This is a genomic window from Rhodococcus xishaensis, assembly GCF_004011825.1.
In the GTDB taxonomy this organism is placed as follows: Bacteria; Actinomycetota; Actinomycetes; order Mycobacteriales; family Mycobacteriaceae; genus Prescottella; species Prescottella xishaensis.
Genome location: NZ_RKLO01000006.1, coordinates 104,069 through 129,282 on the forward strand (window position 1 = coordinate 104,069; position 25,214 = coordinate 129,282).

The window sequence follows — 25,214 nt, forward strand, 5'->3', positions numbered from 1 at the left end:
AGGGGCGATGGCGCCGTGCCGCTGGGGAGTTGGCCGCTGGGCAGTTACCCGCCCTGCGCCGGCGGCTGCGACCACATATGCGTGAGGAACTCGAAGCTGGGGACGTCGTCGAGCGAGATCATCGATTCGTAGATCCGTTCGTACGTCGTCCGGGCGATCCGCCAGCGGCCATCGTCGCCGCGGCGGTAGCTGTCCCGGTAGTAGCCGGCACCCGTGATCAGGCGCCGGGCCGCGGGAACGATGACGGTGTCCTCGAAGGCCCACGAACCCTCCGCGGTCCCACCGTTGACGGTGATCTCGGGATGATTGGCGATGTGCACGGAGGTGACCTCCGTCCCCAAGGCATTCCGCATGAACCCGACCAGGGTTTCGCGGCCCTCGAACACCAGGGGTTCGCTCAGTGCATGCGTTCCGTACTCGGCGACGATGCCCTCGTCGAGGGTGTCGGCGAACTCGTCCCACTGTTTGAGGTCCAGGGTGCGGAAGTATCGATACTTGAGCTGGCGGAGCTCCTCGAGCGCGGCCAGCTCTTCGAAGGTGCGGGTGTCCATGGCCGGAGCATCACACAGCAGACCGGTTGCGTGAGCGGATTCGGCCGAATAGTCCGTTTTGGCGGGCTTTGGGTCCAGTGTCAGCCTAGGGTGACCACCATGCGACTCACCTTGATGCGATCCGCAATCCTGACCGCGGCGCTATTCCTGGCCGCAGCCCCTGCAGTCGCCCACGCTCAAGACTCCAGCGGTGGCGGGAGCCTTCCTGCAGGCAGCAGCGGCAGCTTCACGGGTTCCGCTGAGACCGTATTCGAGGCTTATCGATTCGACCGGACCTACACCCGGGAGCAGATCACCGAGTGTCGGGAAGATGCCGCAGGCGACATCGCAACCGGCTGGCCCTCGTGCCCCACGGCACCGATCACCGCGCTGGACCTCGCTGCAGCACGCCTGATAGTCGGCTCCATGGAGCTGGTGTTCGGCGGCTCCTTGGGTTGATTCAGCGCACCGCCTTTCGGGTCGGCGCCACGTCCTGTGGTGTCGACCCGATCGGGCACCGCAGCGAGGCAACTGCAGACGAGGGTGCCGCCATACCGAGGAACATCGAGGACGTCAGGCCGAATCCGGCTGAGCGGAATCGCAACAACCCGCCAGCCAAAAACTGATCTGACGAACTGATCTCGAGAACGGCTGTGCCCCCGGATCAGCTCCGGGGGCACAGCTCTGTGTGGTGCGTAAGTTGCGGCGGGGTCAGAAGATCTCTGCACAACCGCCCGCTCGCCCAGCACATCGTGCAGTCGACTTCTGAAACTGACATCCGGCCGGTGACGGACGGTGCGGAAGAGTCCCGAATCCGCTCTCGGCTCTCGTACCTGCGATCATCGGGGGGTGACGCGAATCAGGCTGGTGGCATCCGACCTCGACGGGACCCTGCTGCGGTCCGACGGGACGGTCTCACAGCGGACGGCCCGGGCGATGGCCGCGGCCAGCGATGCCGGCATCGAGGTGGTGTGGGCGACCGCCCGCGCCCGGCACTCGGTCGGTCCGCTGGCCCTCTCGTGCGGGTTCCGCGGCGAAGTGATCTGCGCCAACGGTGCGATCACCCTCGACCTCGCCGAGGGCACCCCCGAGATCACCGCCACCGTCTCGATCGAGATCACCGAGGCCGTCGCGGTCATGGACCGTGTCCGCACGCTCGTGCCGGGCGTGGTGTTCGCCAACGTCGGGCCCACTACCTTCGTGGCCGAGCCCGAGTACGCGGCGCTGTGCGACCACACCGACCACCAACGGACCCTCGACGAGATGATCCTCGAGGAGCGGTTGCCGCGGATGGGGGAGCCGATGGTCAAGATCGTCGCTCGGCATCCCGAGGTGCCCGGTCGTGAGCTCTACCGTCTGGCGCTCACGGCCGGAATCGATGGGGTCGAGCTGACTCACTCGGGTGCCCCGTACATCGAGATGGCGGCGTCAGGTGTGTCGAAGGCCAGCGCACTCGCGAGGCTTTGCGCATCGAGAGGTATTGCAGCGCACGAGGTTGCGGTGATCGGTGACGGCGTCAACGACGTACCGATGTTGACCTGGGGTGGCGCCGCGCTGTGCCCCGAAAACGCGTTGCCGGAGGCGCGTGCGCTGGCCGAGCGGGTGCTACCCAGCAACGACGATGACGGCGTCGCGCAGTACCTCGAGGAACTGCTGGCCTGACTGCTTTTTGACTACACCGGGGCCGATCAGCGCCCCGGCGCAAGACCCGAACTCACGTGTGCAGACCCGCGAACGATTCCATCTCCTCGAGATACTGCTCGGGCTGCCCGAACAGCTGCGAGCTACCGTGGGCGCGCTTGAAGAACAGGTGCGCGTCGTGCTCCCACGTGATCGCGATGCCTCCGTGCAACTGGATCGCATCGCCGGCGACGGCGTTGAACGCCTCCGAGCAGTAGGCCTTCGCGACCGCGGCATCCGCAGCAGCCGATGGCAGCCCCTCGCCCAGCGAATGGACCGCCGCGTACGAAGCGGACCGCGCCGTCTCCACCAGGAAGTACAGATCGGCCATGCGGTGCTTGAGCGCCTGGAAGCTGCCGATCGCGCGACCGAACTGCACACGTTCCTTGCTGTAGTCCACCGTGATCTGCAGGCAGCGCGCCGCGGCACCGACCTGCTCGGCGGACAGCGCGACGATCGCGATGTCGCGGACCCGCTCGAGCGCAGCGGACGCGTCGCCGACAGTGAGCCGCACGGCCGGGGCGGATGCGAACTCCACCACCGACATCGGGCGGGTCAGGTCCATGGTCGGCAGCGCGCGACGCGTCACGCCGCCAGCGGACGGATCGACCTCGAACAGTGCGATCGCACCGTCCTCACCCTCGACTGACGCCGCGACGATCAGCACGTCTGCATGTGCGCCGTCGAGCACATAATGCGCGGTGCCCGAGACGGTGAAACCGTCGGCATCGCGGCCGGAGGCTGTGCACGCGACATCCTTGCTGCGCCAGCGGCCCTCGGGACCCACCCAGCACAGCGCGGCGATGGATGAACCCTCGGCGATACCTGGCAGCAGGCGCTCGCACGCCTCGGTGTTGCCCGACGCCAGGATCGCCTGCGCGGCCAGGACCACCGAACCGAACATCGGTGACGGCGTCAACGCCGCACCGAGCTCCTCGAGCACCAGATGCTGCTCGACGACGGTGGCACCGAAGCCGCCGAACTCCTCCGGGATCGCGAGCGCCGCGACACCGACCTGCTGGCACAGCACCTCCCACAGGCCGCGGTCGAACGCCTCGCCGGACTCGAGCGTTCGGCGCAGCGCGGCCGCGTCGGCGCGCTTGTTCAGCAGCTGGGCAACCGTCTTGCGGAGCTCGAGCTGCTCCTCCGTGAACACTCCGACCCCACTCACAGCGCGCTCGCAATCCGTGCACGGTGCGCGGCGGCGGTGCCCCACGCGGACTGCAGGGCGCGCACCTTGGTCAGCCACAGCGACAGGTCGCACTCGAGGGTGTAGCCGATCGCGCCGTGAACTTGCAGCGCCTTGCGCGATGCCAGGTAGGCGGCGTTCGCGGCGGCGACCTTCGCGGCCGAGACGTCGCGTCCGACGGTGGCAGTGCCTTCTGAGCCTTCTGAGCCTTCTGAGCCCTCGGCGATGGAGATCGCCGCGCCGTACACCAGGGGGGTCGCCATTTCGACGGCGACGAGGGCGTCGGCGAGATGGTGCTTGACGGCCTGGAAGCTGCCGATGACGCGCCCGAACTGCGAGCGGTTCTTGGCGTACTCGGTGGAGATGTCGATCATCGCGTGGCCGGCGCCGATCAGCTGTGCCGAGACGGCGAGAACGGCTAGGTCGTAGGCCTTCTGCGCGGCGACGGCGACGTCCGGACCCTGTGCCAGCGTCTCGACCGGCTCGACCTCGAACAGGCGACGGGCCGGGTCGACCGATTCGAGTCGCGTGCTCGCGCGGACCAACTCGAGGGTGTCACCGGAGACACGCAGCACCGGGTCGGCAAGGTCGCCGTCGAGGGCGCGCGGTGTCGACGGCTCGAAGACCAGCGACGCGAGCGAGGAACCCTCGGCGATGCCGGGCAGGAAGCGCTTGGCCAACTGCTGGTCTCCCAGCGACGACAGCAGGGCCGGGACGGCGGCGGCGGTCTCGAGGATCGGGCCCGGGACCGCAGCGCGGCCCAGCTCGATGAACGCGACGGCCAGGTCGGCCGGATGGGCATCGATGCCGTCGAACTCCTCGGGCACGGCGAGCGCGGTCACGCCGGTCTCGGCGAGCTGCTGGAGCAGCGCGCGTCCGGACGCGGTGTCGTTCTCGCCCCACGCACGGACGACGGCCGGAGTGTTGGCGCCTGTGAGCAGAGCGCGGAGACTGTCCGCGAAGTCACGCTGCTCGGTGGACAGGGAGAATTTCATCGATCCGCCTTCGGGAGTCCGAGCAGACGCTCGGCAACGATGTTGCGCTGAATTTCGTTGGTACCGGCGTAGATCGGGCCGGATAGCGAGAACAGGTAGCCGTCCTGCCATTTGCCGGCGAGCTCGCCGTCGGCGCCCAGCAGATCGAGAGCGGTCTCGTGGATGCGGACGTCGAGTTCGGACCAGAAGATCTTGTTGATCGAACCCTCGACGCCGAGTGGGACGCCCTCGAGCATGCGGGTGACCGTGCCCCAGGTGTGCAGGCGGTACGCCTCGGCTCCGATCCACGCGTCGACGACGCGATCGCGGGCTGCAGTGTCGGTGGCGTCGGCGTGGGCCTTCCACACCTCGATCAGCCGGTCGACCGCAGAGGTGAACCGGCCCGGGCTGCGAAGCGACAGGCCGCGCTCGTTGCTCGCTGTGCTCATCGCCACGCGCCAGCCGTTGTCGACCTCACCGACGACGTCGGCATCCGGGACGAACACGTCCTCGAAGAAGATCTCCGCGAAGCCCGGTTCGCCGTCGAGCTGGGGGATGGGGCGCACCGTGACGCCGTCCGCGGTAAGCGGGAACATGAAGTACGTCAGACCCCTGTGGCGCTGCGCCTCCGGGTCGGAGCGGAACATGCCGAAGCCCCAATCCGCGTAGGCGGCGCGCGAGCTCCAGGTCTTCTGCCCGTTGAGGATCCAGCCGCCTTCGGTGCGGCGTGCCGTAGAGCGGATGCCGGCGAGGTCGCTGCCGGCCTCCGGCTCCGACCAGGCCTGCGCCCAGATGTCGTCGGCGCGGGCCATGCGCGGCATGATCCGTGCCAGCTGCTCCTCGGTGCCGTGCTCGAACAGTGTCGGTGCGAACAGGAAGATGCCGTTCTGGCTGACTCGACCCGGTGCGCCGGCCTTGTAGTACTCCTCCTCGAAGAGCACCCACTCGATCATCGACGCGTCGCGGCCCCCGAGCTCCGACGGCCACGAGACCACCGACAGCCGGGCGTCGGCCAGCTTGCGTTCCCACTCGCGGTGGGCCTCGAAGCCCTCCGCGGTGTCCATCGACGGCAGTGGCTCCGCCGGGACGTTGGCGGCGAGCCATTCGCGCACTTCCAGCTGGAAGGCGCGGGCCTTCTCATCCAGTTCGAGATCCACTATTTCGCCTTCGCTTTCATACTGTTGACGTCCATTCCCCGAAGGAGGCCCTGCCCGTCATGCCTTGCCCTCGCGCAGATCGTTCTTGAGCACTTTGCCGGAAGCGTTGCGTGGCAAAGAGCTGACGATCCTCACCTCGCGCGGGATCTTGAAGTTCGCCAGCCGCTCCTTGCAGAATGCGATGACCTCTCCCTCCGTCACGGTCGCGCCCGGCTTCGCAACTACGTACGCGCGGCCGACCTCGCCCATCCGCTCGTCCGGGATACCGATGACGGCCGCCTCGGCAACGGATTCCATTCGTGCGAGGGCATTTTCGACCTCGGCCGGGTAGACGTTGAATCCGCCGGAGATGTACATGTCCTTGAGACGGTCGGTGATGTCGAGGTAGCCGCGTTCGTCGAGCACCCCGACGTCGCCGGTGTGCAGCCAGCCGTCCTCGTCGATCGTCTTCTTTGTCGCCTCGGGGTCGTCGAGGTAGCCGAGCATGATGTTCTCGCCACGGACGAGGATCTCGCCCTGCTCGCCGATCTTGACCTCCATGCCGGGGATCGCCCGGCCGGACGAGGTCGCGACGGTGACGGGATCGTCGTCGGTGCGGCACATCGTCACCACGACGGCTTCGGTCTGCCCGTAGGCGGTGAGGACGGCGTCGTAGCCGATCTCGGACTGCAGGCGCTCGACGAGGACGACCGGGACCGTGGCCGCGCCGGTCACGGCGACCCGCAGGCTCGACAGGTCGAAGTCTGCGCGGTTCGGGAAGTCCAGTATCGACTGGTGGATCGTCGGCGCGCCGGGCAGGACGCTGATCTTCTCGTCGGCGATCATCGCCATCACCTTCGGCATGTCGAAGACGGCCATCGGAACCATGGTGGCGCCCTGCAGGATGCACACCATGATTCCGGCCTTGTAGCCGAAGGAGTGGAAGAAGGGGTTGATGATCAGGTAGCGGTCGTTCGGTTCGACCTCGGCGCACTCGGCCCACGCGTCGGCGATGCCGACCGTCTGCCGGTGAGCGGTCACCACTCCCTTGCACTTTCCGGTCGTGCCCGAGGTGAACAGGATGTCGGCGACGTCGTCGGGCGAGACGGCGCGGGCGCGGGCGTCGGCGGCCTCGACGGTGACGGCCTCGGCCGCGGCCGGCAGCTGATCCCACTCGAGAATCTCGCCGCCCGGCAGTTCGGTCGTCGATGCATCGGACGAGGGATCGTCGGATGGGGTGCGCACGACGAGTTTGAGCGCGGCAAGGCCGTCGGGCCCGGCGGCCTCGAGAAGGTTTGCGAGACGGTCGTTGCCGAGGAAACGGTCGGGCACGACCAAGGCCTTGGCCCGGGTGCGCTCGAGGAGTTCGAGTGCCTCGTGGCCGGTGTAGCGGGTGCTGATGGGAACCAGGGTGGCGCCGACGTACTGGGCGGCCAGGAAGATCTCGACCCAGTGGTGGGTGTTGGGGGCCCAGACGGCGACGCAGTCGCCGGCCTCGATGTCCTTGGCCATCAGCGCCCGAGCCGCGGTGCGCACGCGATCGAGGAGCTCGGTGTAGGTGATGCGGTCCGATCCGTCCGCGACAGCCTCGTTCGATCCGAATTGCTCAGCGGCGCGCCACAGCGCGGCCGGGGTCGTCCGGGGCTCGGTGGTCACAGTCGTGCTCACAATCTCTCCTCGACGAGGCCTACAAAGCAAGTGCTTGGTAGGGTACCGTATCGCTGTGGACGTTAGCCAGGGTATTGAGACCAGCGCTAGGACAGCCGCTGACGAGGCTTTTGCGCGGGAGATTCGTGATTGGCTGGAAGAGAACCTCACTGGGAAGTTCGCCGAACTGAAGGGCCTGGGCGGGCCGGGACGTGAGCACGAGGCGTTCGAGGAACGTCTCGAGTGGGACCGCCACCTGGCCGCCGCCGGCTGGACCTGCCTCGGGTGGCCGAAGGAGTACGGCGGCCGCGAGGCGACGTTGAGCCAGCAGGTCATCTTCCACCAGGAGTACGCGCGTGCGAACGCGCCTGCGCGCGTGAGTCATATCGGCGAGGAGCTGCTCGGCCCGACGCTCATCGCGTTCGGCACGGAGGCGCAGAAGAAGCGCTTCCTCCCGGGCATCAAGACCGTCACCGAACTGTGGTGTCAGGGCTACTCCGAGCCCGGCGCAGGCTCCGACCTCGCGAACGTGTCGACGACGGCGCGCCTCGAGGGGGACCAATGGGTCGTCAACGGCCAGAAGGTGTGGACGTCGCTCGCGCACCTCGCCGACTGGTGCTTCGTCGTGGCGCGCACGGAGCCGGGCTCGTCCCGCCACAAAGGCCTGTCGTACCTGCTGGTTCCGATGAAGCAGGAGGGCGTCGAGGTTCGCCCGATCATCCAGCTCACCGGTACATCCGAGTTCAACGAGGTGTTCTTCGACGACGCCCGCACCGACGCCGACCTGGTCGTCGGCGGTGAGGGCAACGGGTGGGGCGTCGCGATGGGCACACTCACCTTCGAGCGTGGCGTTTCGACTCTCGGTCAGCAGATCGGCTTCGCCCGTGAGCTCGCCTCGATCGTCGAGTTGGCCGAGCGTAACGGTGCCGCACAGGATCCCGCGATCCGCAACAAGCTCACCCGTGCGTGGATGAGCCTGCAGGTGATCCGTGCACATGCGCTGCGCACGCTCGCCAGTGTCGACGCCAGCACCAGCGGTGGCGAGGCGTCGGTCGCCAAGCTCCTGTGGGCCAACTGGCACCGCGGTCTCGGAGAGCTCGCGATGGAGGTTCAGGGTGCGGCCTCGCTGGTGGGCGTCGAGAACACCGAGCCGGGCGAGGAACTGAACGACCTGCAACGGTTGTTCCTGTTCACCCGCGCCGACACCATCTACGGCGGGTCCAACGAGATCCAGCGCAACATCATCGCCGAGCGCGTGCTCGGCCTTCCCCGAGAGGCACGCCCGTGACCGCCACTGTGAAGTCCCCCCTGTCTGTCGTCCCGGAGGAGATCGAAGGCCACAACCTGCTGAAGGGCAAGAAGGTCGTGGTGACGGCTGCAGCCGGAACCGGCATCGGCTTCGCGACCGCACGTCGCGCGCTACTCGAGGGTGCAGACGTGCTGGTATCCGACTTCCACGAGCGTCGTCTCGGCGAGACCGTCGATAAACTGTCGGGCGAGTTCGGTGGCCCGCGGGTCGAGTCGTTCGTGTGCGATGTCTCGAGCACCAAACAGGTCGATGCGCTCATCGCCGGTGCCGCCGAGAAGCTCGGCCGCATAGATGTTCTCGTCAACAATGCCGGCCTCGGTGGCGAGACCCCGATTGTCGATATGACCGACGAGCAGTGGGACCGCGTCGTCGACATCACCCTCACCAGCACCTTCCGTGCCACCCGCGCTGCGCTGCGCTACTTCAAGAGCGTCGAACACGGCGGTGTCCTGGTGAACAACGCGTCGGTGCTGGGCTGGCGTGCGCAGCACTCACAGTCGCACTACGCCGCCGCGAAGGCCGGTGTCATGGCGCTCACCCGCTGCTCGGCGATCGAGGCTGCGGAGTACGGCGTGCGTATCAACGCGGTCGCGCCGTCCATCGCACGCCACCCCTTCCTGGCGAAGGTGACGAGCGACGAGTTGCTCGACACCCTGGCGTCGCGCGAGGCCTACGGACGCGCCGCCGAGGTCTGGGAGGTCGCCGCGACCATTGCAATGCTCGCGAGCGACTACACCACCTACCTGACCGGCGAGATCGTCTCGATCTCCAGCCAGCGCGCGTAAGTCGCCGTCCATGAGCGTGGCCGAGCGTGGCATCGGTGCAGATGAACTGAACCGATGCCGCATTGGGGCGCCCCGGAACGGCGCCCGACGAGCGAAGAACGAAGCCCTAGCAATCGCTTGGTTGGTAGGATACCGAGCATGACCCCACCCCGAGGCGCCGACGAGTCTTCGAACAAGTCCGGGCGTCGCGCCGAGCTTCTCGAGCTCGCCGCCAGCCTGTTCGCCGAGCGTGGCCTGCGGGCCACCACCGTGCGCGATATCGCCGACGCGGCGGGCATCCTGTCCGGCAGTCTCTACCACCATTTCGACTCCAAGGAGTCCATGGTGGACGAGATCCTGCGGGGGTTCCAGGATGACCTTTTCGGACGCTACCGCGAGATCGTCGACTCCAACCTGGGCTCACGTGAGACCTTCGAGGCCCTCGTGATCGCCTCGTTCGAGGCCATCGACGCCTCCCACAGCGCGGTCGCGATCTATCAGGACGAGGTCAAGCACCTCGCCTCCAATGAGCGGTTCGCGTACCTCGCCGAGCGCAAACAGGAGTTCCGCAACCTGTGGGTCGGGGTGCTCGAGGCTGGTGTCGCCGATGGCAGCTTCCGCCAGGATCTCGACATCGAACTGGTCTTCCGTTTCATGCGCGACACCGTCTGGGTGGCCGTGCGCTGGTATCGGCCGGGCGGCTCGATGACCGCCGAGGCCGTCGCCAAGCAGTACCTTTCCATCGTTCTCGACGGGCTCACGAGCCCCGACGTCCGCAAGTAACTCGACAACCAGGAGCCGTCAATGTCCGAGGTTTACATAGTCGACGCCATCCGCACCCCGATCGGCAAGAAGAACGGCGGCCTTGCCCCGGTCCACCCGATCGACCTGGGCGCCCACATCATCAAGACACTCGTCGAGCGCACCGGTATCGATCCGGCCAACGTCGACGACGTCATCTTCGGTTGTGTCGACGCGATCGGCGGACAGGCCGGCAACATCGCGCGCATGTCATGGCTGGCCGCGGGCCTGCCGCAACACGTCCCGGGCGTGACGGTCGACCGTCAGTGCGGCTCGAGCCAGCAGGCCCTCCAGTTCGGCGCACAGGCGATCCTCGCCGGCACCGCGGACCTGATCGTCGCCGGCGGCGTCCAGAACATGAGTCAGATCCCGATCTCGGCCGCCATGATCGTCGGAAAGGAGTTCGGCTTCAGCACTCCGACCGCAGAGTCGAAGGGCTGGACGGAGCGTTACGGCGGCGAGGAGGTGTCGCAGTTCCGCGGCGCCGAGATGATCGCCGACAAGTGGGACATCAGCCGTCAGGAGCTCGAGAAGTGGGCGCTGAGGAGCCACGAGCGCGCCAAGACTGCGATCGCGGAGGGCCGCTTCGACAACGAGATCGTGCCGGTCGGTGACGTCACCACCGACGAGGGCCCGCGTGAGACGAGCCTCGAGAAGATGGCCGGCTTGAACGTGTTGGTCGAGGGCGGTCGCATGACTGCCGCCGTCGCCAGCCAAATCTCCGATGGCGCCAGCGCCCTGCTGCTCGCGTCGGAAGAGGCCGTGAAGAAGTACGGCTTGAAGCCACGCGCCCGCATCCATCACGTCAGCGCCCGTGGTGACGACCCGATCTTCATGCTGAGTGCGCCGATCCCGGCCACCCGGCACGCGCTCGAGAAGACGGGTCTCACCCTCGATGACATCGACCTGGTCGAGATCAACGAGGCCTTCGCTCCCGTCGTGCTCGCGTGGATCAAGGAGCTGGGAGCCGACCCTGCCAAGGTCAACGTCAACGGCGGCGCGATCGCCCTCGGTCATCCGCTCGGTGCGACCGGCACCAAATTGATGGCGACGCTGCTCAACGAGCTCGAGCGCACCAACGGTCGCTACGGCCTGCAGACGATCTGCGAGGGCGGCGGCACCGCGAACGTCACGATCATCGAGCGCATCCAGGGCTGACGAGCTAGCCCGCTTCCGTTGCCCTCTCGGCCCTGTCACGGGCCGGGAGGGCATCGGTCGTTTCGGCCCGTCCCCGGGTGATCAGCCATCCGACGGCAGCGGCGGCAGGGAACATGACCACTCCGTAGACGGCGCCGGGGATCGCCATGTCGACACTGTCGAGGACACTGATCGCGATCGCGATCGCGAGGGTGCTGTTGTGGATGCCGATCTCCATCGAACACGCGATGGACTGGCGCTTGTCGGCGCCCAGGAGCTTCGGAATCCAGTAGCCCACAGTCAGGCTCGCGAGGCAGAACAGTGTCGTGATCATGCCGACGTCGGCGAGGTAGCTACCGACGTTCTCACGCTCGGCCACGATGGTGCCGGCGATGACGAGCACCAGCACGAGCGCTGACGCGATCCGCACGGGGCGATCCATGCGATGGGCGAAGACGGCGCGCTTGGCCCGCACCAGCATTCCGATGACGACCGGAATGAGCACGATCGCGAACACCTGCAGAACCTTGGTGAACTGCATGCCCATCGATGTCCCGGTATCGGGCTCGAAGTAGCCGAGCGCGAAGTTCGTGACGATCGGAAGCGTCACGACCGCGATCACCGAGTTGACGGCGGTGAGCGAGATGTTCAGCGCGACGTCACCACGGTAGAGGTGGCTGAACAGGTTCGCCGTGGTGCCACCGGGCGAGGCGGCGAGCACCATCATGCCCACCGCGAGCAGTGGCGGCAGGTCGAACAGCAGCACCAGCCCGAACGCGACCGCGGGCAGGATCAGCAACTGGCATGCCAGCGCGATCGTGACGACGCGGGGATGCCGTGCGACGCGGACGAAGTCGGCGACCGTCAGTGAGAGGCCGAGTCCGAACATGATGATCGCGAGCGCGGCCGGTAGGGCCACGGTGGCCAGGGGTGAGTCCATGATTTTCGCCGTTCCTCGTGTACTGGTGTGTCGCGCACAGTAGCGACGAATTAGTGGCGGGAAGGCTGGAATGCCCGAATATCAACGGTGCGAGACGGATTCGGACATGCTGCAAGTGAGCATCGTCGGGTACCCGGGTCGTCAGCCGGACAGCCGGTGAGGTTGCCTTCGGAACGCTTCCGGACGGCGTCTCACGGGACTACCGTTCGAGGCATGTGCCGAAACATCACGGAGCTGCGCGGGCTCGAACCGGCAGCCACCACCGAGGAGATCGAAGCCGCTGCCCGGCAGTACGTGCGCAAGGTCAGCGGAATCCAGAAACTCTCGGACTCCAACCGGGCCGCCTTCGAGAAGGCCGTCGAGGAGGTTGCAGCGACGACGGCCGAACTGCTCGCAGCCCTGCCACCGCGCCGGCAGCCACCGAAGACCGTCCCGCCGCTGCGACGGCCCGAGGTACGAGAGCGGATCGCCGCACGCGGTACGGCCACGGCTTCCTGACAAAGGGCGACAGCGGTGGGAGACGGCTGCGCCGATCACCATCGGCGACAATGTCTGGATGGGCGGCGGCGTCACGGTCTGTCCAGGGGTGACAGTGGGCGACAACACCACGATCGGGGCAGGCAGCGTCGTGACGAAGGATGTTCCGGGGCACGTCTTCGCTGCAGGGAATCCATGCCGGGTGGTCAAACCGGTGCCATGAGGCGGATGCTGCCACACAAACTTTCACCTGATCGTCGGTAGGTGCGACCATTGGTGACGGGCTCTTACATGACGCGGTAGGAGATATCTACAGACATTCCGGCGACCGCGGACCAACGTAAGTCGGCTGCTACGGCGCCGTCGAGGGGTGCCTCGAGAGTGTCGGCCCGGCCCGTGTAGAGTTCCCGAAGCAAGGGTCTGACCTGGGGGCCTCGGGTCGACGGGGAAGACATCATCGAGACGGGGGCAGCGTTGTTGCCGATGGGGATTGGCGTGCGTTCAACTGCCCGCGTGAGCGGCGCTTCGTTCGTTCGCCGTATCGACCCCTGCTTCATCCCGGACCACCGAACGTCCCCCTTCTTCGGCGCGCTGCTCCAGGTCGGACCGATCGAGATTACGTCCAGAACGGCGAGGGGGAATTCCATAGATGGGTAAGCACCACAAGGAGCGCGTGGGAAAGGCTGCGCGCGTCGCGATCGTTCCATCCGCTGCGGCCGCCGTGATCGTGGCCGCGTCCGGCGCGGCACAGGCAGCGCCGAACCAACTGCCCTCGCAGGGTGGTGTCACATCCGCTCCCGAGACGCAGGGCGGCGTGACGTCAGCTCCGTCCACACAAGGCGGCGTCACCTCGGCGCCCGAGCAGCCTGAGCCCCTGTACTGGGTTGAACTGCCGGCCCAGTACCAGAACATCGAATATCAGCCGCTCGAAAACTACGACTACGAGACCAACACCTACGACGCGCCCGACGACTACCAGGTCGAACCCATCCAAATCCAGGAACTGCACCTGCCGACGCAAGTAGAGCCCACCGCGCCGATCATCGCTCCGCGCGACACGCTGCGTCTGGGCACTCACCATGCGCCGCAGCCCAACTGGGTCACCGACGGCGACCTCGCCCGTACCAACAACACCTCCGCCGTCATCGAGGCCGAGGTGTCGAACTTCTGGCGTTCGATCGGCGTCGAGACCAGTCGTGCCGACCGGGTCGCCGCCGCAGGGCTCGGAGGGGCTGCAGCCGGTGCGGTTGCATTCGGCACTGGGTTCGCCGCGATGGGTGCAGCGGTCGGCGGAGGCCCTATCAATCCCGTCGGCGCTGCCGCCGGTGCGGCGCTCTTGGGCATCCCCGCGGCTGTGGCGTTTGGCGCCGTGGGCGCTGCGGTCGGTACCGCCGTCGGCGCCGGCGATCTCGGCGAGCCGAAGGACATGTCGATCCCGGACATCGACAAGCCGGGAATCCAGGCCTGGACGGAGGAGACCCTCGCGCAGTGGGAGGCCACCCCTGGCCTCAACTTGGCTGCGGCGGCGGTGCGCGGCGTCGCCGCTTTGGCGCCCGAAGTCGACCGCCAGGCACGCGATTTGGTTGCGTCAGTGCCCGGCGGTGATCAGTTCCTCGAGGGTGTGGACGAGCGTCTGGAGACGTTCTACAGCGACTCGTCCCTTGGTCTCGCATCAAATATGATCAGCGACGCCGTCGGTACCGGCATCCAGGCATGAGACAGGTGGGGCGGACCCGGGCGCGGGTCCGCCCCACTCCGCAGGAGGACACATGGCGACGGACAACCGGATGGGTCACTCGCTGTTTCCGGACGTGACCGAGCACTACGAACGGCTTCCTGTCACAGGGGAATCCGCGCCACAGCAACCTCCAGCCGAACCGCCGGTCGACCGAGCTCCGGTCCCGGACGTCGAGTCGGCACCGGCTCCGGTTGTCGAGCCATCTCTGGCTCCGGAGATCGATCCGACCCCGGTTCCCGATGTCGAACCGGCCCAGGACGTGTCGCCGGGTGACGGCCCGGTCGGCGCCGTCAACCCCCAACCCGCACCAACCTCGGACCTGCCCCCCGACTTCGACCAGATGCCGACGTGGCTGGTCGCTCCAGAGTCACCGGCCCCCGCGCGCAAGGAGCGTAGGGCGCGCAAGGAGCGTAAGGCGCGCAAGGAGCGTAGGGCGCGCAAGGCGCCCCCGGAGCGCACGGCGCCCATGGTGCCCACGGCGCCCCCGGCGCCTCCGGAGCGTACGACGCCCACGGCGCCCCCGGTGCCCCCGGTGCCCCCGGTGCCCCCGGAGCGTACGACGCCCACGGCGCCCCCAGTGCCGACGCCCACGGCGCCCCCAGTGCCCCCGGCGCCTCCGGAGCGCGCTGCGCCCACGGTGCCCCAGGAGCGCACGGCGCCCACGGTGCCCCAGGAGCGCACGGCGCCCACGGCGCCCCCGACGCCCCCGACGCCCCCGACGCCCACGACGCCCAAGGAGTCCCCGGAGCCCACGGCGCCCGCGGCGCCCCCAGTGCCCCTGGCGCCCCCGGAGCGCACGGCGCCCTTGGCACCCACGGTGCCCTCGGAGCGCACGGCGCCCCCGGCGCCCACTGTGCCCTCGGAGCGCACGGCGCCCCCGGCGCCCACAGAGCCCATGGTGTCCACGGCGCCCCCGGAGCGCGCGGCGGAGAAGAGCACGTCCGACCGCAGGAAGCCCCTGTTGATCGGAGCGCTCGTGGTCTCGGTTCTCGCGATAGCCACGACAGCAACCCTCGCGCTGGGCGGGGATACCGACGGCACGCCGAATCCGGAAGGCGGCACGTCTGCGGCGCAGGCGGCGCCGGCGGCAGCCTCGGACTCTGCCTGGTGTGAGGAATCGGCATCCGGCGGCCGCAGCGTCGGCCGCGGTCCCGGCAACACTTCCGACGGCCCCGGCGTCATCCGGGCCTTCGACCACGCTTACTACGTCGAACGGGACGGCGCCCGGGTCGCGTCGCTCATGGTCGCCCCCAGCGCTGTTCCGGACATCCAGAAGTGGATCGACGATGTCCCACTCGGCACAGAGCACTGTGTCACTATCACGTCCACCCCGGACCCGAACGTGTATGCCGTTGAACTCGGCCTGCGAGGGGCAACTGAGGGCGTCATCCTGCAGCGGATCACCGTCGCCCCTTCGCCCGAGGGATACAAGATCGCGAAGGTGGAGGACGCGTAGTGAGCAATGTGGTCTCGCTGCGTCGGGTGCCGAACATGCCGGAGCCCGAGCGCGTGTCCGCGTTGGTCGTTGCCGGATCCGGTGGCGCCGCGACGACCACGACGGCCTATGGGCTTGCGACCGCACTGCGACTCGGAACCGGGCTGGAGGTTTCGGCGGTCGACTCCACGAGCGATGGCGGAAACCTGCTGTCCCGAACGGGATTCGAGGCCGTCGACCCGGTACGGTCGATTCGGCAGTTCGAGTCCCGTATGGCACTGACGTCGGCGGGCGCCGTGGTGGTCGGCAGCAGTGACGGGCAGCCCAGCGATCCGGCGATCGTCGACGAACTCCTCGCGGCCCGTCACAGCGCGCGCGTCCACGACGTCGGCACGGCTCTTCGTTCGACACGGCTGGCCCCGTTGATCCGGTCCGGCGCCGCTCTGGTGATGGTGGCGCCCGCGCGCTCCGAACCGCTGAGCCGCATGCGCGACGCCCTCGCGTGGGTGATGTCGGCGTACGGCCCGCAGGTGCTCGGCGAGGCGATCGTCGTCGTCTCGCATCAGCTGCCCGACGCGCCGGTCGACCTCGGTCCCATCCGAGACGCCCTGTCGCCGCGCGTTGCGGGGTTCGTCGAGGTTCCGTTCGACCCAGCCCTCGCCGAGCCGGGGGTCCTCGATCACCGCAGGCTCGCGCCACCGACCATCGACGCCTGGGCGGACGCGTTGGAAGTGATCGGCGGGCTTCTCTCGAGCACGGACGACCGATCCGGAGCGGGCAGCGAACTCGCCTAGCCTCCGTCCTTCATAGTCTCGTGTGTCGGGATCTCGTGAGTCGACCTCAGCGGTTTGGCGGTTACCCTCGAGAGGGTGACCAACTGGACCGACATGGCGCACGAGATCGCCGACAACATCCTGTTCCCGGTCGCCGGTCGCGTCGACGCCGACGGACAGATCCCGGACAGTCATTTCGAGGTCCTCGCCGAACACGGCTTCTACGGTCTCGCCGCGGCCGACGAGACGGATTTGACGCCGTCCGTGCTGGTCGAGGTGATCGAGACGCTCTGCGGTGGGTGCCTCGCCACTGGCTTCACGTGGGTACAGCACTTCGGTCCGGCCGCAGTGATCGCCAATTCACCCAACTCCGATCTACGCGAGCGGTACCTCGCGGGTCTCCTGGACGGCACCATCCGGGCGGGAGGTTCGAACGCCGGCGCGATTCCGGTGCCGCCGCTGCTGTGGGCTCGCCGCGTCGACGACGGGTACGTGCTCGACGGGTTCGCGCCGTTCGTGACCGGGTGGGGCATGATCGATCTACTCATGGTGTTGGCGCGCGACGAGGTCGACAACTCCATCGTGCAGGCCTTCATTCCCACCGACTCTCTGCGCGGCCTCTCCGCCGAGCTTCTGCCATTGATCGCTGCGCGAGGTTCCAACACCGTGCGCCTGATGTTCGACGGTGTGGCCGTGCCCGCCGAAATGGTGGCGGGTGCCCTCACCCCGGAGGAGTTCGCGGAGGGTCAGCCGCTCGTAATACGGCTCGGCGGGTGCGCGGCCATGGGCGTCACGCGACGCGCAATCACAGAACTGAAGGCCCTCGGCGCCGAGGCCGAACCCTTCGAGAAGCAGGTGGCACAGGCGCGCCTGGACCTCGATGCGGCCGTCGAAGGACGAGCGGAAATTGCCGACGCACGAGCGTGCGCGTCTGCACTCGCAGTCCGGACGGCCACAGCCCTCGTCACCGCAAAGGGTGGTTCCTCGGCCATTGTCGGGAACACCGCGGAACGTTTGATGCGTGAGGCCACGTTCACTCTGGTCATAGCCGGCCGACCCACCATCAAGTCCGCGTTACTGAAGCGACTCAGCCGCGATTAGCGGGTGCGCACCTTCAGATCCCCGAACAGCGAGTACGACGCGATCCGAATAATCGGGGCACCCCGGGGCGGGATCTTGTGCACCGCCGTCAAGTTCGCGGTCACCGAAGACGAAGAGGTCGAACCTTCTCAACTCAACCTGCACGCCCTCAGGAACGGTGACGGTGCTGTCTCCGAACAGTGAGACAAGGGCGATCGTCGAGGCCTCGGGCACCGATCACCGCTGACCTGAGGCTGAGCTTGACATCCCCAAACATGTTCAGCACCAACGTTCTCAGTGAGTGACCAATGACGGGAACGCTTGGTGTCGCCAAGAGTTCCGATACGGCCACATTGTGGGAATCCCTCCGGACCGAGACCCGTTAGGGCTGAGTTGAATTGGCAACCCTTCTGAAGGCTATCGACCCATCGATGGGCGACGTTTGCAAGTCATTTCGAGCATGGCGCACGATCAGCCAGGGAGGGGCCGATGAGCGTGCAGACCGCAGGTGGACACCACCTCACACCGAACACGTTGCACGACATTGGTTTCCACGGCAACACCGCATTGACCCAGCGAGCGTGCTATGGGGCGGACCCAGAACCAACACGAACCCAGACAGCGGCCCGAACCACCTTGTGGCCCGACACCGTGATGGTGCCGGGCCAGCAAGGGGCGGTTAGGAACTGCCGAAGCTAGGGCACAACTCGCCGAGCCCCTGCAAAGAAAGGTTGTCGGGGTTGGTAGCGGCCACGCATATCATCGCAAGTGCTGTGATTATGAAGGGGAGCGCCACGGGGAGCGCCACGGGAAGCAGCACGGAGGTAACGACCGTATCGAGCGAGCTGCGGGCGCCGTCTGCGGCGACGTCGACGATCGTCGCTGCCGGCGCCGAAGGGGATATCACCTGGACGCTGGGCTCCGGCGCCGCTGTGTTCGCCTGGGCGATGCCAGATGCGCCAGCGGTGAGTCCGAGAGTGACAGCGACGACGACCATTGCCTTCCGAATGAAACCCATTGTGAGAATCCCTCCCTGAAGTTGGCCGGGCCGAGACCCGGTAGGGTTGAGGTGAATTGGCAACCCTATGGAGAGCTATCGACCCATCGACATATGGCGTTAACAAAGTCATTTCGGTCATGGCGCAATCAACCAGAGAGTTGCCGATGACCACCCAGGTGGCAGGCGGGTAGCCCAACGCAGCGAACGCTTTGCACCACCGTGGTTTCCACGGCACCACAAGTCGAAGACATCATGCGCGCCCTGTGCGCACCCATCAAAGCCGTACGCACGCAGCAGGATGGTGGGCGGTGCGTCACACGCGGCACCGACGCGAGGGCGTGAGGTGGCGATGATCCTCAACCCGACCAGCGGTGTGAATCTGGAATAGAAGAGACCCCTCGCGCGCGGGTGGCGCACGAGGGGTCCCTTCGATGCGGAGACGGGCCGGTCAGGCCCTGAGGTCTCCAAGCGCGTTGATCCGTGCCACGGCATCGGCCATGATCCGGTCGATGAGTTCCTTGCAGCTGGGCAGGTCGTCGATCATGCCGACCACCTGACCCGAGGCGAGGACGCCGGCCTCAGTGTTACCTTCCACCAGGCCGGCCTTGAGCAGCATGGGGGTGTTGGCGGCCATGATGATCTGTTGCCACGAGCGGTCGCTGGACCGCTTCATCGCGAGGCCGTCCTTGACCAGCGTGCTCCACTTCATGCCCGTCATCGACTTGAACTTCATGGCGTTCCGAGCAGCGGCGATGAGACCCTTTGCATAGCTGGACTTCTCGAGGGCGTTCACCAGGTCGGTATTGAGCACGCGGTGCGGCATGCCGTCGACCTTGACGGACACGGTCGTGTCCTGTAGGCCCCGCTGGAGGTACTCCTGCTTGACCGAGTCCGGCACGGCAGAGTCGCTGGTGAGCAGGAAACGAGTACCCATCGCGACCCCGGCGGCACCGTAGGACAGAGCCGCAGCCAGCCCCCGACCGTCGAAGAAGCCGCCACCGGCCACGACGGGGATGTCGACGGCATCGAGAACGGACGGCAGCAGCAAAGTCGTTGCGACACCACCGGTATGGCCGCCGCCCTCGCCACCCTGCACGACGACGGCGTCGGCGCCCCACGAGGCGACCTTGACGGCGTGCTTGGCTGCACCGATCGACGGGATCACGACGACCCCGTTGTCCTTGAGCTTGGCGATGAGGTCCTTCTTGGGCGCCAGCGCAAACGAGGCGACCTTGACCTTCTCACGGATCAGCAGGTCGATGCGCTCCTGCGCGTCCGACGCGTCGGCGCGCATGTTCACACCGAACGGCTTGTCCGTCAGCTGCTTGGTCTTGGCGATCGCAGCCTCGAGCTCCGGGTAGGTCATCGTTGCCGACGCCAGGATTCCCAGGCCACCCGCGTTCGCCGTCGCGGAGGTCAGGCGCGGTCCGGAGACCCAGCCCATGCCGGTCTGCACGATCGGGTGCTCGACACCGACCAGCTCGGTGAACGGGGTCTTCAACAGTTGGGTCATGACGCTACCTCGCGATCACGCAGGTTCTTCGGATCGAGAACCTCACGGATGATGCGCAGTTCCTCGGTGGTGGGCTCGCGGGTGGTGCCCGCCGAGTCGAGGCCGGCCACCTCGAACGACGTGTTCGATACGACGTCGTCTGCGGCGACGCCCGGGTGCAGGGTCAGCGCGCGCATTGTGCGGTCGGGGCCGCCGAAGTCGAACACCCCGAGGTTGGTGACGACGCGGTGCAGGTGCAGGAACCTGAACGCCGGGTTCTGCGGGTCGACCTTGTCGTAGCCGACACCTGAGACGACGTCGACCTTGTCGCAGAACACGCGCGTACTGTGCTTGCCGACCCAGTAGCTGGTGGCGTGGTTGATCGTGTTTCCGGGGGCGCCGCGGACACCGAACATCTGACGGGTCGGGTGTTGCAGCGGCCCGAATGCCGACAGGTTCTGGTTGCCGTACTTGTCGATCTGGTTGGCACCCATGACGACGTGGCGACGACCCGACGCGACGACGTCGAATACCTTGCGGAACGGCATCCAGCCCTCGATGGGTCCCTTCTTGCCCACGGGCGGGGTGTCCGCGAGGATCAGCGCCTCTCCGTCGGTGATGAGCAGGTCCGGCTCGGAGGTCAGGCGGGCCAGTCGGGCGCCGATGAGCGGCAACGTCGCCATCGGGCTGGCCATGATCTCGCCGGCACCGGAGAAGATCTCGGCGCACGCGATCGCGCAGTACTCGGCCCGAGTCACGGTGCGAGTGTCGGTGTCTTCCGTGGAGGTCATGCCTGCTGCTCCTCTGCGAACTTCTTGACGGCGGCCTGGTAGTCGTCCTCGGACCCGGACAGGAACCGGTCGACGAACGCCTGCCAGGCTTCGGGCGACTCAGCCGACTTCGCATAGTGGCGCTGGAACTTCTCGTCGCGGCCGTAGCTATCGCCGGCCAGCGTGAAGTGGGCGCCGTTCGGGGCCTCGACGACACCGTCGACCATCATGCGGTTGAGGATCAGTTGCTGCAGCGGAACCTCCTTGACGAGCTGTTCGGTGTCGACCACCTTCTCGACGGAGACATAGCGCTTCTCGGCGGCCAGGCAGTAGAGGTCGTCGAAGTACGGGTCGACGCCCAGGTAGCCGGCGTTGCCGTGGGCGTCACCGATGTTCAGGTGCACGAACGACGCGTCCAGGTTCAGTGCCGGCATCGCGATGAGCGTTTCGGCCTCGCCCGACTGGCTCGGGTACGGCGAGGTGACGGTCCTCAGCTCGTCGCCCCAGAAGTTGAGGACGTCCGAGCCGAGGCCCGCGCGGATCGGGAGGAACGGGAGGCGGGCGGCCGCGGCCTCGAGGCCGCACTTGACCATGCCCTCGTCCATCTCGCGGACCTCGATCTCGCCATTGGTGCGGGCCTTGGCGAACCATGGGTCGTAGAAGGGCGCCGAGTCGAGCGAGACGAAGCCGTAGTAGGCCTTCCTGACCTTGCCGGCCGAGCAGAGCAGGCCCAGGTCCGGTCCGCCGTAGGTGACAACGGTCAGGTCCTCGAGATCAGAACGCAGGATCGCGCGCACGAACGCCATCGGCTTGCGGCGCGAGCCCCAACCGCCGAGGCCGATCGTCATGCCGCTGCGCAGCTCGCCGACGACCTCGTCGAGCGACTTCCTCTTGTCACGCATAGTTTTCCAACTCCCTACTTGTTCGCGCGCGGCTTGCCGGTGGCAACGAACTCGTCGCGGTGCTCATCGGAGATGCCGGCCAGGTTCAGCTCGAAGGTGAAGCCCTGCTCCAGGCGGTAGCTCGTGTGCACGTCCTGGACGTCGATCCGGTTGATCGCCTCCTTGGCCCGCCGAATGATCCGAGTGTCCTTCTCGGCGATCGCACTGGCGATCTCGCGCGCGGCAGCATCGAGTTCCTCGCGCGGGACGACGTCGTAGACCGACCCGAAATGCTTGAGCGTCTGCGCGTCGACGTTCTTGGCGGTGTAGTAGAGCGTGCGCATCATGTGCTGTGGGACCAGTCGGGCAAGGTGGGTGGCCGCGCCGAGGGCGCCCCGATCGACTTCCGGGAGGCCGAAGACTGCGTCGTCGGAGGCGACGATGACGTCGGCGTTGCCGACCAGACCGATGCCGCCGCCGACGCAGAAGCCGTTGACGGCGACGACGACGGGAACTTCACAGTCGTAGACCGCGGCGAACGCAGCCGCGCAGCCGCGGTTGGCGTCGATGAGGGCGCCGTGGCCCTCGGTGGCTTGCATCTCCTTGATGTCGACGCCGGCATTGAAGCCGCGTCCTTCTGCGCGCAGGATCACGACGTGAGTGTTGTGGTCCTTTCCCGCCTCGAGGATTGCGTCGGCCAATTCGAACCAGCCCTGGGAAGGGATGGCGTTCACGGGCGGGTAATCGACGGTGACCGTGGTGATCCCGGCACCGTCCGAGGTCGAGGTGATGCCCATGGCATGTTCCTTACGTCTGTTGACCGAACCAAGCGATTGCTTGGTAAGTTATCACAGGCGGGTGCAGATGGCCCGTGTCGCTCAGGAAGGAACAACGTGGATCTCGGTCTCGAAGGCAAGGTCGTACTGGTGACCGGCGGAGTGCGCGGAGTCGGTGCGGGGATCAGTCGGGCGTTCCTGCGCGCCGGGGCGACTGTTGTGACGTGCGCACGCCGTCCCCGCGAAGACACTGCCGAGCCAGTCGAGGTCGACGGCCGCAGCATCGAGTTCGTCCAGTGCGACGTGCGTGACCCCGAGCAAGTGCAGGCGTTGATCGACGGGATCGTCGACAGGCACGGCCGACTCGACACCGTCGTGAACAACGCCGGCGGCGCTCCCTTCGCGATGGCGGCCGACGTGAGCCCGAAGTTCCACGCAAAGATCGTCGAGCTGAACCTGCTTGCACCCCTTCTGATCTCACAGATCGCTAATGAGGTCATGCAGAAGCAGGAGGACGGGGGATCGATCGTGATGATCTCCAGCGTCAGCGGCAGCCGTCCCTCCCCGGGCACTGCGGCCTATGGTGCCGCGAAGGCCGGGATCGACAGCCTCGCGGCCAGCTTGTCGGTCGAATGGGCCCCCAAGGTGCGGGTCAACTCGATCATTGTCGGGCTGGTGCAGACCGAGTTGAGCCACTTGCACTACGGCGACGAGGCCGGTATCGAGGCGGTGGGCGCTACCGTACCGCTGGGTCGGATGGCACGTCCCGAGGACATCGGCAACTGTGCGACGTTCCTGGCATCACCGTTGGCGGCCTACGTCAGCGGGTCGACACTTACCGTCCACGGTGGCGGCGAACGCCCGGCCTTCCTGGCCGCGGCAAATACGGAGGAGAACAAGTGAGCGGATTGCTTGACGGTCGAGTCGTGATCATCACCGGCGCCGGCCGCGGAATCGGTCGTGCCCACGCCCTGGCCTTCGCGGCCGAGGGCGCCAAAGTCGTCGTCAACGACATCGGTGTCGGCGGCGATGGTTCCGTCACCGGTGAGACCCCAGCCGAGCAGGTCGTCGCCGACATCCAGGCGGCAGGCGGCACGGCGGTAGTCAATGGCGACGACGTCGCGTCGTGGGATGGCGCCCAGAACCTGATCAAGACGGCTTTGGACAACTTCGGGAGACTCGACGTTCTCGTCAACAATGCAGGCTTTCTGCGTGACCGCATGCTGGTCGGCATGAGCGAGGAGGAGTGGGACGCGGTGATACGCGTGCACCTCAAGGGCCACTTCGCACCGCTGCGGCACGCTGCCGCCTACTGGCGTGCCGAAGCCAAGGCAGGACGCCCGGTCGATGCCCGCATCATCAACACGAGCTCCGGCGCGGGCCTGATGGGCTCGATCGGTCAGGGCAACTACGCCGCCGCCAAGGCAGGCATCGCGGAGATGACCATCCAGGCTGCCGCCGAGCTGAGGAACTACGGCGTGCGGGTCAACGCGATCGCGCCCGCGGCTCGCACCCGCATGACGCTCGGTGCCGGTGGTCCGATGGCCGACGCGATGGCAGCCCCGGAGAATGGCTTCGACGCGATGGCGCCGGAGAACATCTCCCCGCTGGTCGTCTGGCTCGGTTCGGCGGAGTCGAAGGATGTGACCGGACGCGTCTTCGAGGTCGAGGGCGGCAAGATCACCGTTGCCGAGGGCTGGCGCCACGGACCCACCCAGGACAAGGGTGATCGCTGGGATCCCAGCGAACTCGGACCGGTCGTCGCCGACCTGCTGGCGAAGGGCGAGAACCCGCCTCCGGTTTACGGCGCGTAGCCGCAACCGGCGACGCCGACACATAGGGTCGGCCAAACACGGAGTGACCGAAACACAGGGTCACCGAAACACGAGAATGCCTGCGCGCACCTGCTCTGCGCGCGGGCATTCTCGTGTTCCAGGCCTCTACGCGGGCGCGCGGACGATCAGCGTCGTGCCGGGGAAGTACGCGGCGAGCTCGGTGCGTGCCTGCTTGAGCGACGCCGTGCCGTAGCCCCGCTTGCGTACCTCCGGTGCCACCCAGATCGCGACGTCCACCTCGTTGCCGGTCAACTCGCCGAACACCATGCCGACGCTGTCCGGCTGCTCTCCCGTTGTGCACTCCGCGACGAACCAGGCAGCCGACTCATCGGCTATCCGTGCCAGGCCGCCCTTCCGCTCGTTCTCGATGCGCTCGGCGTTCCACGGGACGCCGGCGTCGTCGAGGCGCTCGGCGGAACGCTTACCGAATAGCCGGGAGTCAGAGTCCGAACTGGTGAAAAGGCGGAGGCGAACCCCCGACCCCGTGCTGTAGGGCCGCTGCTCCGGAAGCCACGCGAGGGTAGCGTCAAGGTCCTTGAGCTCGGCGCGGATGCGGTCGCGCTCCCTGACCGTGAGCCGGTCGAAGTGCAGGTTCAGCACCGCGTCGGCGCAGAAATCGGTGGTGTCGAGCAGTTTGCGCACGGCGGTCACGGCCGCATCTCGGTCTTTGCTCTCGACGATGGCGTCCAAGACCTCATGGCGCCGGTCCAACGCTTTGAGTAGCGCCAAAGCGATTTCGCGCCGGTCGATCGCACGGTCGTGGTTCTTCACTGTCATGTTTCGACGTTCCTCCTCGAGAACCGGTGTGCCCGGCGCCGGTGCATGCCGGGCGTCGCCCCCATTATTCCCG

Annotated in this window: 25 protein-coding genes and 1 pseudogene; 14 read left to right on the forward strand and 12 right to left on the reverse strand. The window is 67.1% G+C overall.

What is annotated here, in order from left to right:
• Nucleotides 1–44 precede the first annotated feature (44 nt).
• Nucleotides 45–551: a nuclear transport factor 2 family protein gene (locus tag EGT50_RS14695; protein ID WP_127955412.1), complete on the reverse strand. Its 507-nt coding sequence runs from the start codon at nucleotides 549–551 to the stop codon at nucleotides 45–47.
• A 99-nt stretch (nucleotides 552–650) separates the two neighbouring features.
• Here EGT50_RS14695 and EGT50_RS14700 point away from each other — a divergent pair, with 99 nt between their 5' ends.
• Nucleotides 651–989, forward strand: coding sequence for a hypothetical protein (locus EGT50_RS14700; protein WP_127955413.1), 339 nt, complete (start codon nucleotides 651–653; stop codon nucleotides 987–989).
• A gap of 390 nt (nucleotides 990–1,379) precedes the next feature.
• Nucleotides 1,380–2,192: an HAD family hydrolase gene (locus EGT50_RS14705; RefSeq protein WP_127955414.1), complete on the forward strand. Its 813-nt coding sequence runs from the start codon at nucleotides 1,380–1,382 to the stop codon at nucleotides 2,190–2,192.
• 52 nt (nucleotides 2,193–2,244) lie between these two features.
• Here the strand turns inward: EGT50_RS14705 and EGT50_RS14710 are convergent, their stop codons facing one another.
• The 4 genes from EGT50_RS14710 to EGT50_RS14725 are packed head-to-tail and all read right to left on the reverse strand — an operon-like array spanning nucleotide 2,245 to nucleotide 7,165.
• Complete coding sequence (locus tag EGT50_RS14710) at nucleotides 2,245–3,381, reverse strand: acyl-CoA dehydrogenase family protein (protein ID WP_235870768.1); 1,137 nt, start codon at nucleotides 3,379–3,381, stop codon at nucleotides 2,245–2,247.
• Nucleotides 3,378–4,394, reverse strand: coding sequence for an acyl-CoA dehydrogenase family protein (locus tag EGT50_RS14715; protein WP_127955415.1), 1,017 nt, complete (start codon nucleotides 4,392–4,394; stop codon nucleotides 3,378–3,380). Before EGT50_RS14715 ends, EGT50_RS14710 begins: the two co-directional genes overlap by 4 nt.
• Complete coding sequence (locus EGT50_RS14720; protein WP_127955416.1) at nucleotides 4,391–5,530, reverse strand: acyl-CoA dehydrogenase family protein; 1,140 nt, start codon at nucleotides 5,528–5,530, stop codon at nucleotides 4,391–4,393. Before EGT50_RS14720 ends, EGT50_RS14715 begins: the two co-directional genes overlap by 4 nt.
• 57 nt (nucleotides 5,531–5,587) lie before the next feature.
• Nucleotides 5,588–7,165: a FadD3 family acyl-CoA ligase gene (locus tag EGT50_RS14725; RefSeq protein WP_127955593.1), complete on the reverse strand. Its 1,578-nt coding sequence runs from the start codon at nucleotides 7,163–7,165 to the stop codon at nucleotides 5,588–5,590.
• 67 nt (nucleotides 7,166–7,232) lie between these two features.
• Here EGT50_RS14725 and EGT50_RS14730 point away from each other — a divergent pair, with 67 nt between their 5' ends.
• The 4 genes from EGT50_RS14730 (at nucleotide 7,233) to EGT50_RS14745 (ending at nucleotide 11,188) form a co-directional block, all read left to right on the forward strand.
• Nucleotides 7,233–8,444, forward strand: coding sequence for an acyl-CoA dehydrogenase family protein (locus EGT50_RS14730; protein WP_127955417.1), 1,212 nt, complete (start codon nucleotides 7,233–7,235; stop codon nucleotides 8,442–8,444).
• A complete protein-coding gene (locus EGT50_RS14735; RefSeq protein ID WP_127955418.1) occupies nucleotides 8,441–9,250 on the forward strand; it encodes an SDR family oxidoreductase in 810 nt (269 codons plus the stop codon). The genes EGT50_RS14730 and EGT50_RS14735 overlap by 4 nt, the downstream gene beginning before the upstream one ends.
• Before the next feature lie 138 nt (nucleotides 9,251–9,388).
• Complete coding sequence (locus tag EGT50_RS14740) at nucleotides 9,389–10,012, forward strand: TetR/AcrR family transcriptional regulator (protein WP_127955419.1); 624 nt, start codon at nucleotides 9,389–9,391, stop codon at nucleotides 10,010–10,012.
• Nucleotides 10,013–10,033: 21 nt separating this feature from the next.
• Nucleotides 10,034–11,188, forward strand: coding sequence for an acetyl-CoA C-acetyltransferase (locus tag EGT50_RS14745; RefSeq protein WP_127955420.1), 1,155 nt, complete (start codon nucleotides 10,034–10,036; stop codon nucleotides 11,186–11,188).
• Nucleotides 11,189–11,192: 4 nt separating this feature from the next.
• Here EGT50_RS14745 and EGT50_RS14750 read toward each other — a convergent pair whose 3' ends face one another.
• On the reverse strand, nucleotides 11,193–12,107 hold the full coding sequence (locus EGT50_RS14750) for a bile acid:sodium symporter family protein (RefSeq protein ID WP_127955421.1): 915 nt from the start codon (nucleotides 12,105–12,107) through the stop codon (nucleotides 11,193–11,195).
• 213 nt (nucleotides 12,108–12,320) lie between these two features.
• Between EGT50_RS14750 and EGT50_RS14755 the strand changes: the two genes are divergently transcribed.
• From EGT50_RS14755 to EGT50_RS14785, 6 genes and pseudogenes are all read left to right on the forward strand, one after another.
• Nucleotides 12,321–12,605 (forward strand): DUF2277 domain-containing protein, encoded by a 285-nt coding sequence (locus EGT50_RS14755; protein WP_127955422.1) that lies wholly within the window; start codon nucleotides 12,321–12,323, stop codon nucleotides 12,603–12,605.
• 7 nt (nucleotides 12,606–12,612) lie between these two features.
• Nucleotides 12,613–12,807 (forward strand): annotated as a pseudogene (locus EGT50_RS14760) (DapH/DapD/GlmU-related protein); the annotation flags it as partial.
• 426 nt (nucleotides 12,808–13,233) lie between these two features.
• Nucleotides 13,234–14,301 carry a hypothetical protein gene (locus EGT50_RS14765; protein ID WP_127955423.1) on the forward strand — a complete coding sequence of 356 codons (1,068 nt, stop codon included), beginning with the start codon at nucleotides 13,234–13,236 and terminating at the stop codon, nucleotides 14,299–14,301.
• Nucleotides 14,302–14,353: 52 nt separating this feature from the next.
• Nucleotides 14,354–15,778, forward strand: coding sequence for a hypothetical protein (locus EGT50_RS17285; RefSeq protein WP_235870769.1), 1,425 nt, complete (start codon nucleotides 14,354–14,356; stop codon nucleotides 15,776–15,778).
• The gene (locus EGT50_RS14780) at nucleotides 15,778–16,551 is read left to right on the forward strand and encodes a hypothetical protein (RefSeq protein WP_127955425.1); all 774 of its coding nucleotides are present in this window, start codon (nucleotides 15,778–15,780) and stop codon (nucleotides 16,549–16,551) included. The genes EGT50_RS17285 and EGT50_RS14780 overlap by 1 nt, the downstream gene beginning before the upstream one ends.
• A gap of 75 nt (nucleotides 16,552–16,626) precedes the next feature.
• Nucleotides 16,627–17,631: an acyl-CoA dehydrogenase family protein gene (locus EGT50_RS14785; protein WP_206615839.1), complete on the forward strand. Its 1,005-nt coding sequence runs from the start codon at nucleotides 16,627–16,629 to the stop codon at nucleotides 17,629–17,631.
• Between the two features lie 658 nt (nucleotides 17,632–18,289).
• Here the strand turns inward: EGT50_RS14785 and EGT50_RS14795 are convergent.
• The 5 genes from EGT50_RS14795 to echA20 form a co-directional block, all read right to left on the reverse strand.
• Nucleotides 18,290–18,628, reverse strand: a complete 339-nt coding sequence (locus EGT50_RS14795; protein ID WP_127955426.1) for a hypothetical protein — start codon at nucleotides 18,626–18,628, stop codon at nucleotides 18,290–18,292.
• Nucleotides 18,629–19,058: 430 nt separating this feature from the next.
• Entirely contained in the window at nucleotides 19,059–20,123 is a 1,065-nt protein-coding gene (locus EGT50_RS14800) for an NAD(P)H-dependent flavin oxidoreductase (protein WP_127955427.1), read from the reverse strand.
• Entirely contained in the window at nucleotides 20,120–20,893 is a 774-nt protein-coding gene (ipdB, locus tag EGT50_RS14805; protein WP_127955428.1) for a cholesterol ring-cleaving hydrolase subunit IpdB, read from the reverse strand. The genes EGT50_RS14800 and ipdB overlap by 4 nt, the downstream gene beginning before the upstream one ends.
• Entirely contained in the window at nucleotides 20,890–21,774 is an 885-nt protein-coding gene (gene ipdA / locus EGT50_RS14810; RefSeq protein ID WP_127955429.1) for a cholesterol ring-cleaving hydrolase subunit IpdA, read from the reverse strand. Before ipdA ends, ipdB begins: the two co-directional genes overlap by 4 nt.
• Before the next feature lie 14 nt (nucleotides 21,775–21,788).
• Nucleotides 21,789–22,550: a (7aS)-7a-methyl-1,5-dioxo-2,3,5,6,7,7a-hexahydro-1H-indene-carboxyl-CoA hydrolase gene (gene echA20 / locus EGT50_RS14815; protein WP_127955430.1), complete on the reverse strand. Its 762-nt coding sequence runs from the start codon at nucleotides 22,548–22,550 to the stop codon at nucleotides 21,789–21,791.
• Between the two features lie 96 nt (nucleotides 22,551–22,646).
• Here echA20 and EGT50_RS14820 point away from each other — a divergent pair, with 96 nt between their 5' ends.
• Together EGT50_RS14820 and EGT50_RS14825 are read left to right on the forward strand one after the other, a co-directional pair.
• Entirely contained in the window at nucleotides 22,647–23,432 is a 786-nt protein-coding gene (locus tag EGT50_RS14820; RefSeq protein ID WP_127955431.1) for an SDR family oxidoreductase, read from the forward strand.
• Entirely contained in the window at nucleotides 23,429–24,343 is a 915-nt protein-coding gene (locus EGT50_RS14825; protein ID WP_127955432.1) for an SDR family oxidoreductase, read from the forward strand. Before EGT50_RS14820 ends, EGT50_RS14825 begins: the two co-directional genes overlap by 4 nt.
• Nucleotides 24,344–24,469: 126 nt before the next feature.
• Here the strand turns inward: EGT50_RS14825 and EGT50_RS14830 are convergent, their stop codons facing one another.
• Nucleotides 24,470–25,141, reverse strand: coding sequence for a GNAT family N-acetyltransferase (locus EGT50_RS14830; protein ID WP_127955433.1), 672 nt, complete (start codon nucleotides 25,139–25,141; stop codon nucleotides 24,470–24,472).
• Nucleotides 25,142–25,214 lie beyond the last annotated feature (73 nt).

What these genes read in the sequence shown, in the direction of transcription:
- EGT50_RS14695 (WP_127955412.1), bottom strand. Translation starts at nt 551, where the DNA reads ATGGACACCCGCACCTTCGAAGAGCTGGCCGCGCTCGAGGAGCTCCGC.
- EGT50_RS14700 (WP_127955413.1), top strand. Translation starts at nt 651, where the DNA reads ATGCGACTCACCTTGATGCGATCCGCAATCCTGACCGCGGCGCTATTC.
- EGT50_RS14715 (WP_127955415.1), bottom strand. Translation starts at nt 4,394, where the DNA reads ATGAAATTCTCCCTGTCCACCGAGCAGCGTGACTTCGCGGACAGTCTC.
- EGT50_RS14740 (WP_127955419.1), top strand. Translation starts at nt 9,389, where the DNA reads ATGACCCCACCCCGAGGCGCCGACGAGTCTTCGAACAAGTCCGGGCGT.
- EGT50_RS14745 (WP_127955420.1), top strand. Translation starts at nt 10,034, where the DNA reads ATGTCCGAGGTTTACATAGTCGACGCCATCCGCACCCCGATCGGCAAG.
- EGT50_RS14750 (WP_127955421.1), bottom strand. Translation starts at nt 12,107, where the DNA reads ATGGACTCACCCCTGGCCACCGTGGCCCTACCGGCCGCGCTCGCGATC.
- EGT50_RS14755 (WP_127955422.1), top strand. Translation starts at nt 12,321, where the DNA reads ATGTGCCGAAACATCACGGAGCTGCGCGGGCTCGAACCGGCAGCCACC.
- EGT50_RS14765 (WP_127955423.1), top strand. Translation starts at nt 13,234, where the DNA reads ATGGGTAAGCACCACAAGGAGCGCGTGGGAAAGGCTGCGCGCGTCGCG.
- EGT50_RS17285 (WP_235870769.1), top strand. Translation starts at nt 14,354, where the DNA reads ATGGCGACGGACAACCGGATGGGTCACTCGCTGTTTCCGGACGTGACC.
- EGT50_RS14795 (WP_127955426.1), bottom strand. Translation starts at nt 18,628, where the DNA reads ATGGGTTTCATTCGGAAGGCAATGGTCGTCGTCGCTGTCACTCTCGGA.
- EGT50_RS14800 (WP_127955427.1), bottom strand. Translation starts at nt 20,123, where the DNA reads ATGACCCAACTGTTGAAGACCCCGTTCACCGAGCTGGTCGGTGTCGAG.
- ipdB (WP_127955428.1), bottom strand. Translation starts at nt 20,893, where the DNA reads ATGACCTCCACGGAAGACACCGACACTCGCACCGTGACTCGGGCCGAG.
- ipdA (WP_127955429.1), bottom strand. Translation starts at nt 21,774, where the DNA reads ATGCGTGACAAGAGGAAGTCGCTCGACGAGGTCGTCGGCGAGCTGCGC.
- echA20 (WP_127955430.1), bottom strand. Translation starts at nt 22,550, where the DNA reads ATGGGCATCACCTCGACCTCGGACGGTGCCGGGATCACCACGGTCACC.
- EGT50_RS14830 (WP_127955433.1), bottom strand. Translation starts at nt 25,141, where the DNA reads ATGACAGTGAAGAACCACGACCGTGCGATCGACCGGCGCGAAATCGCT.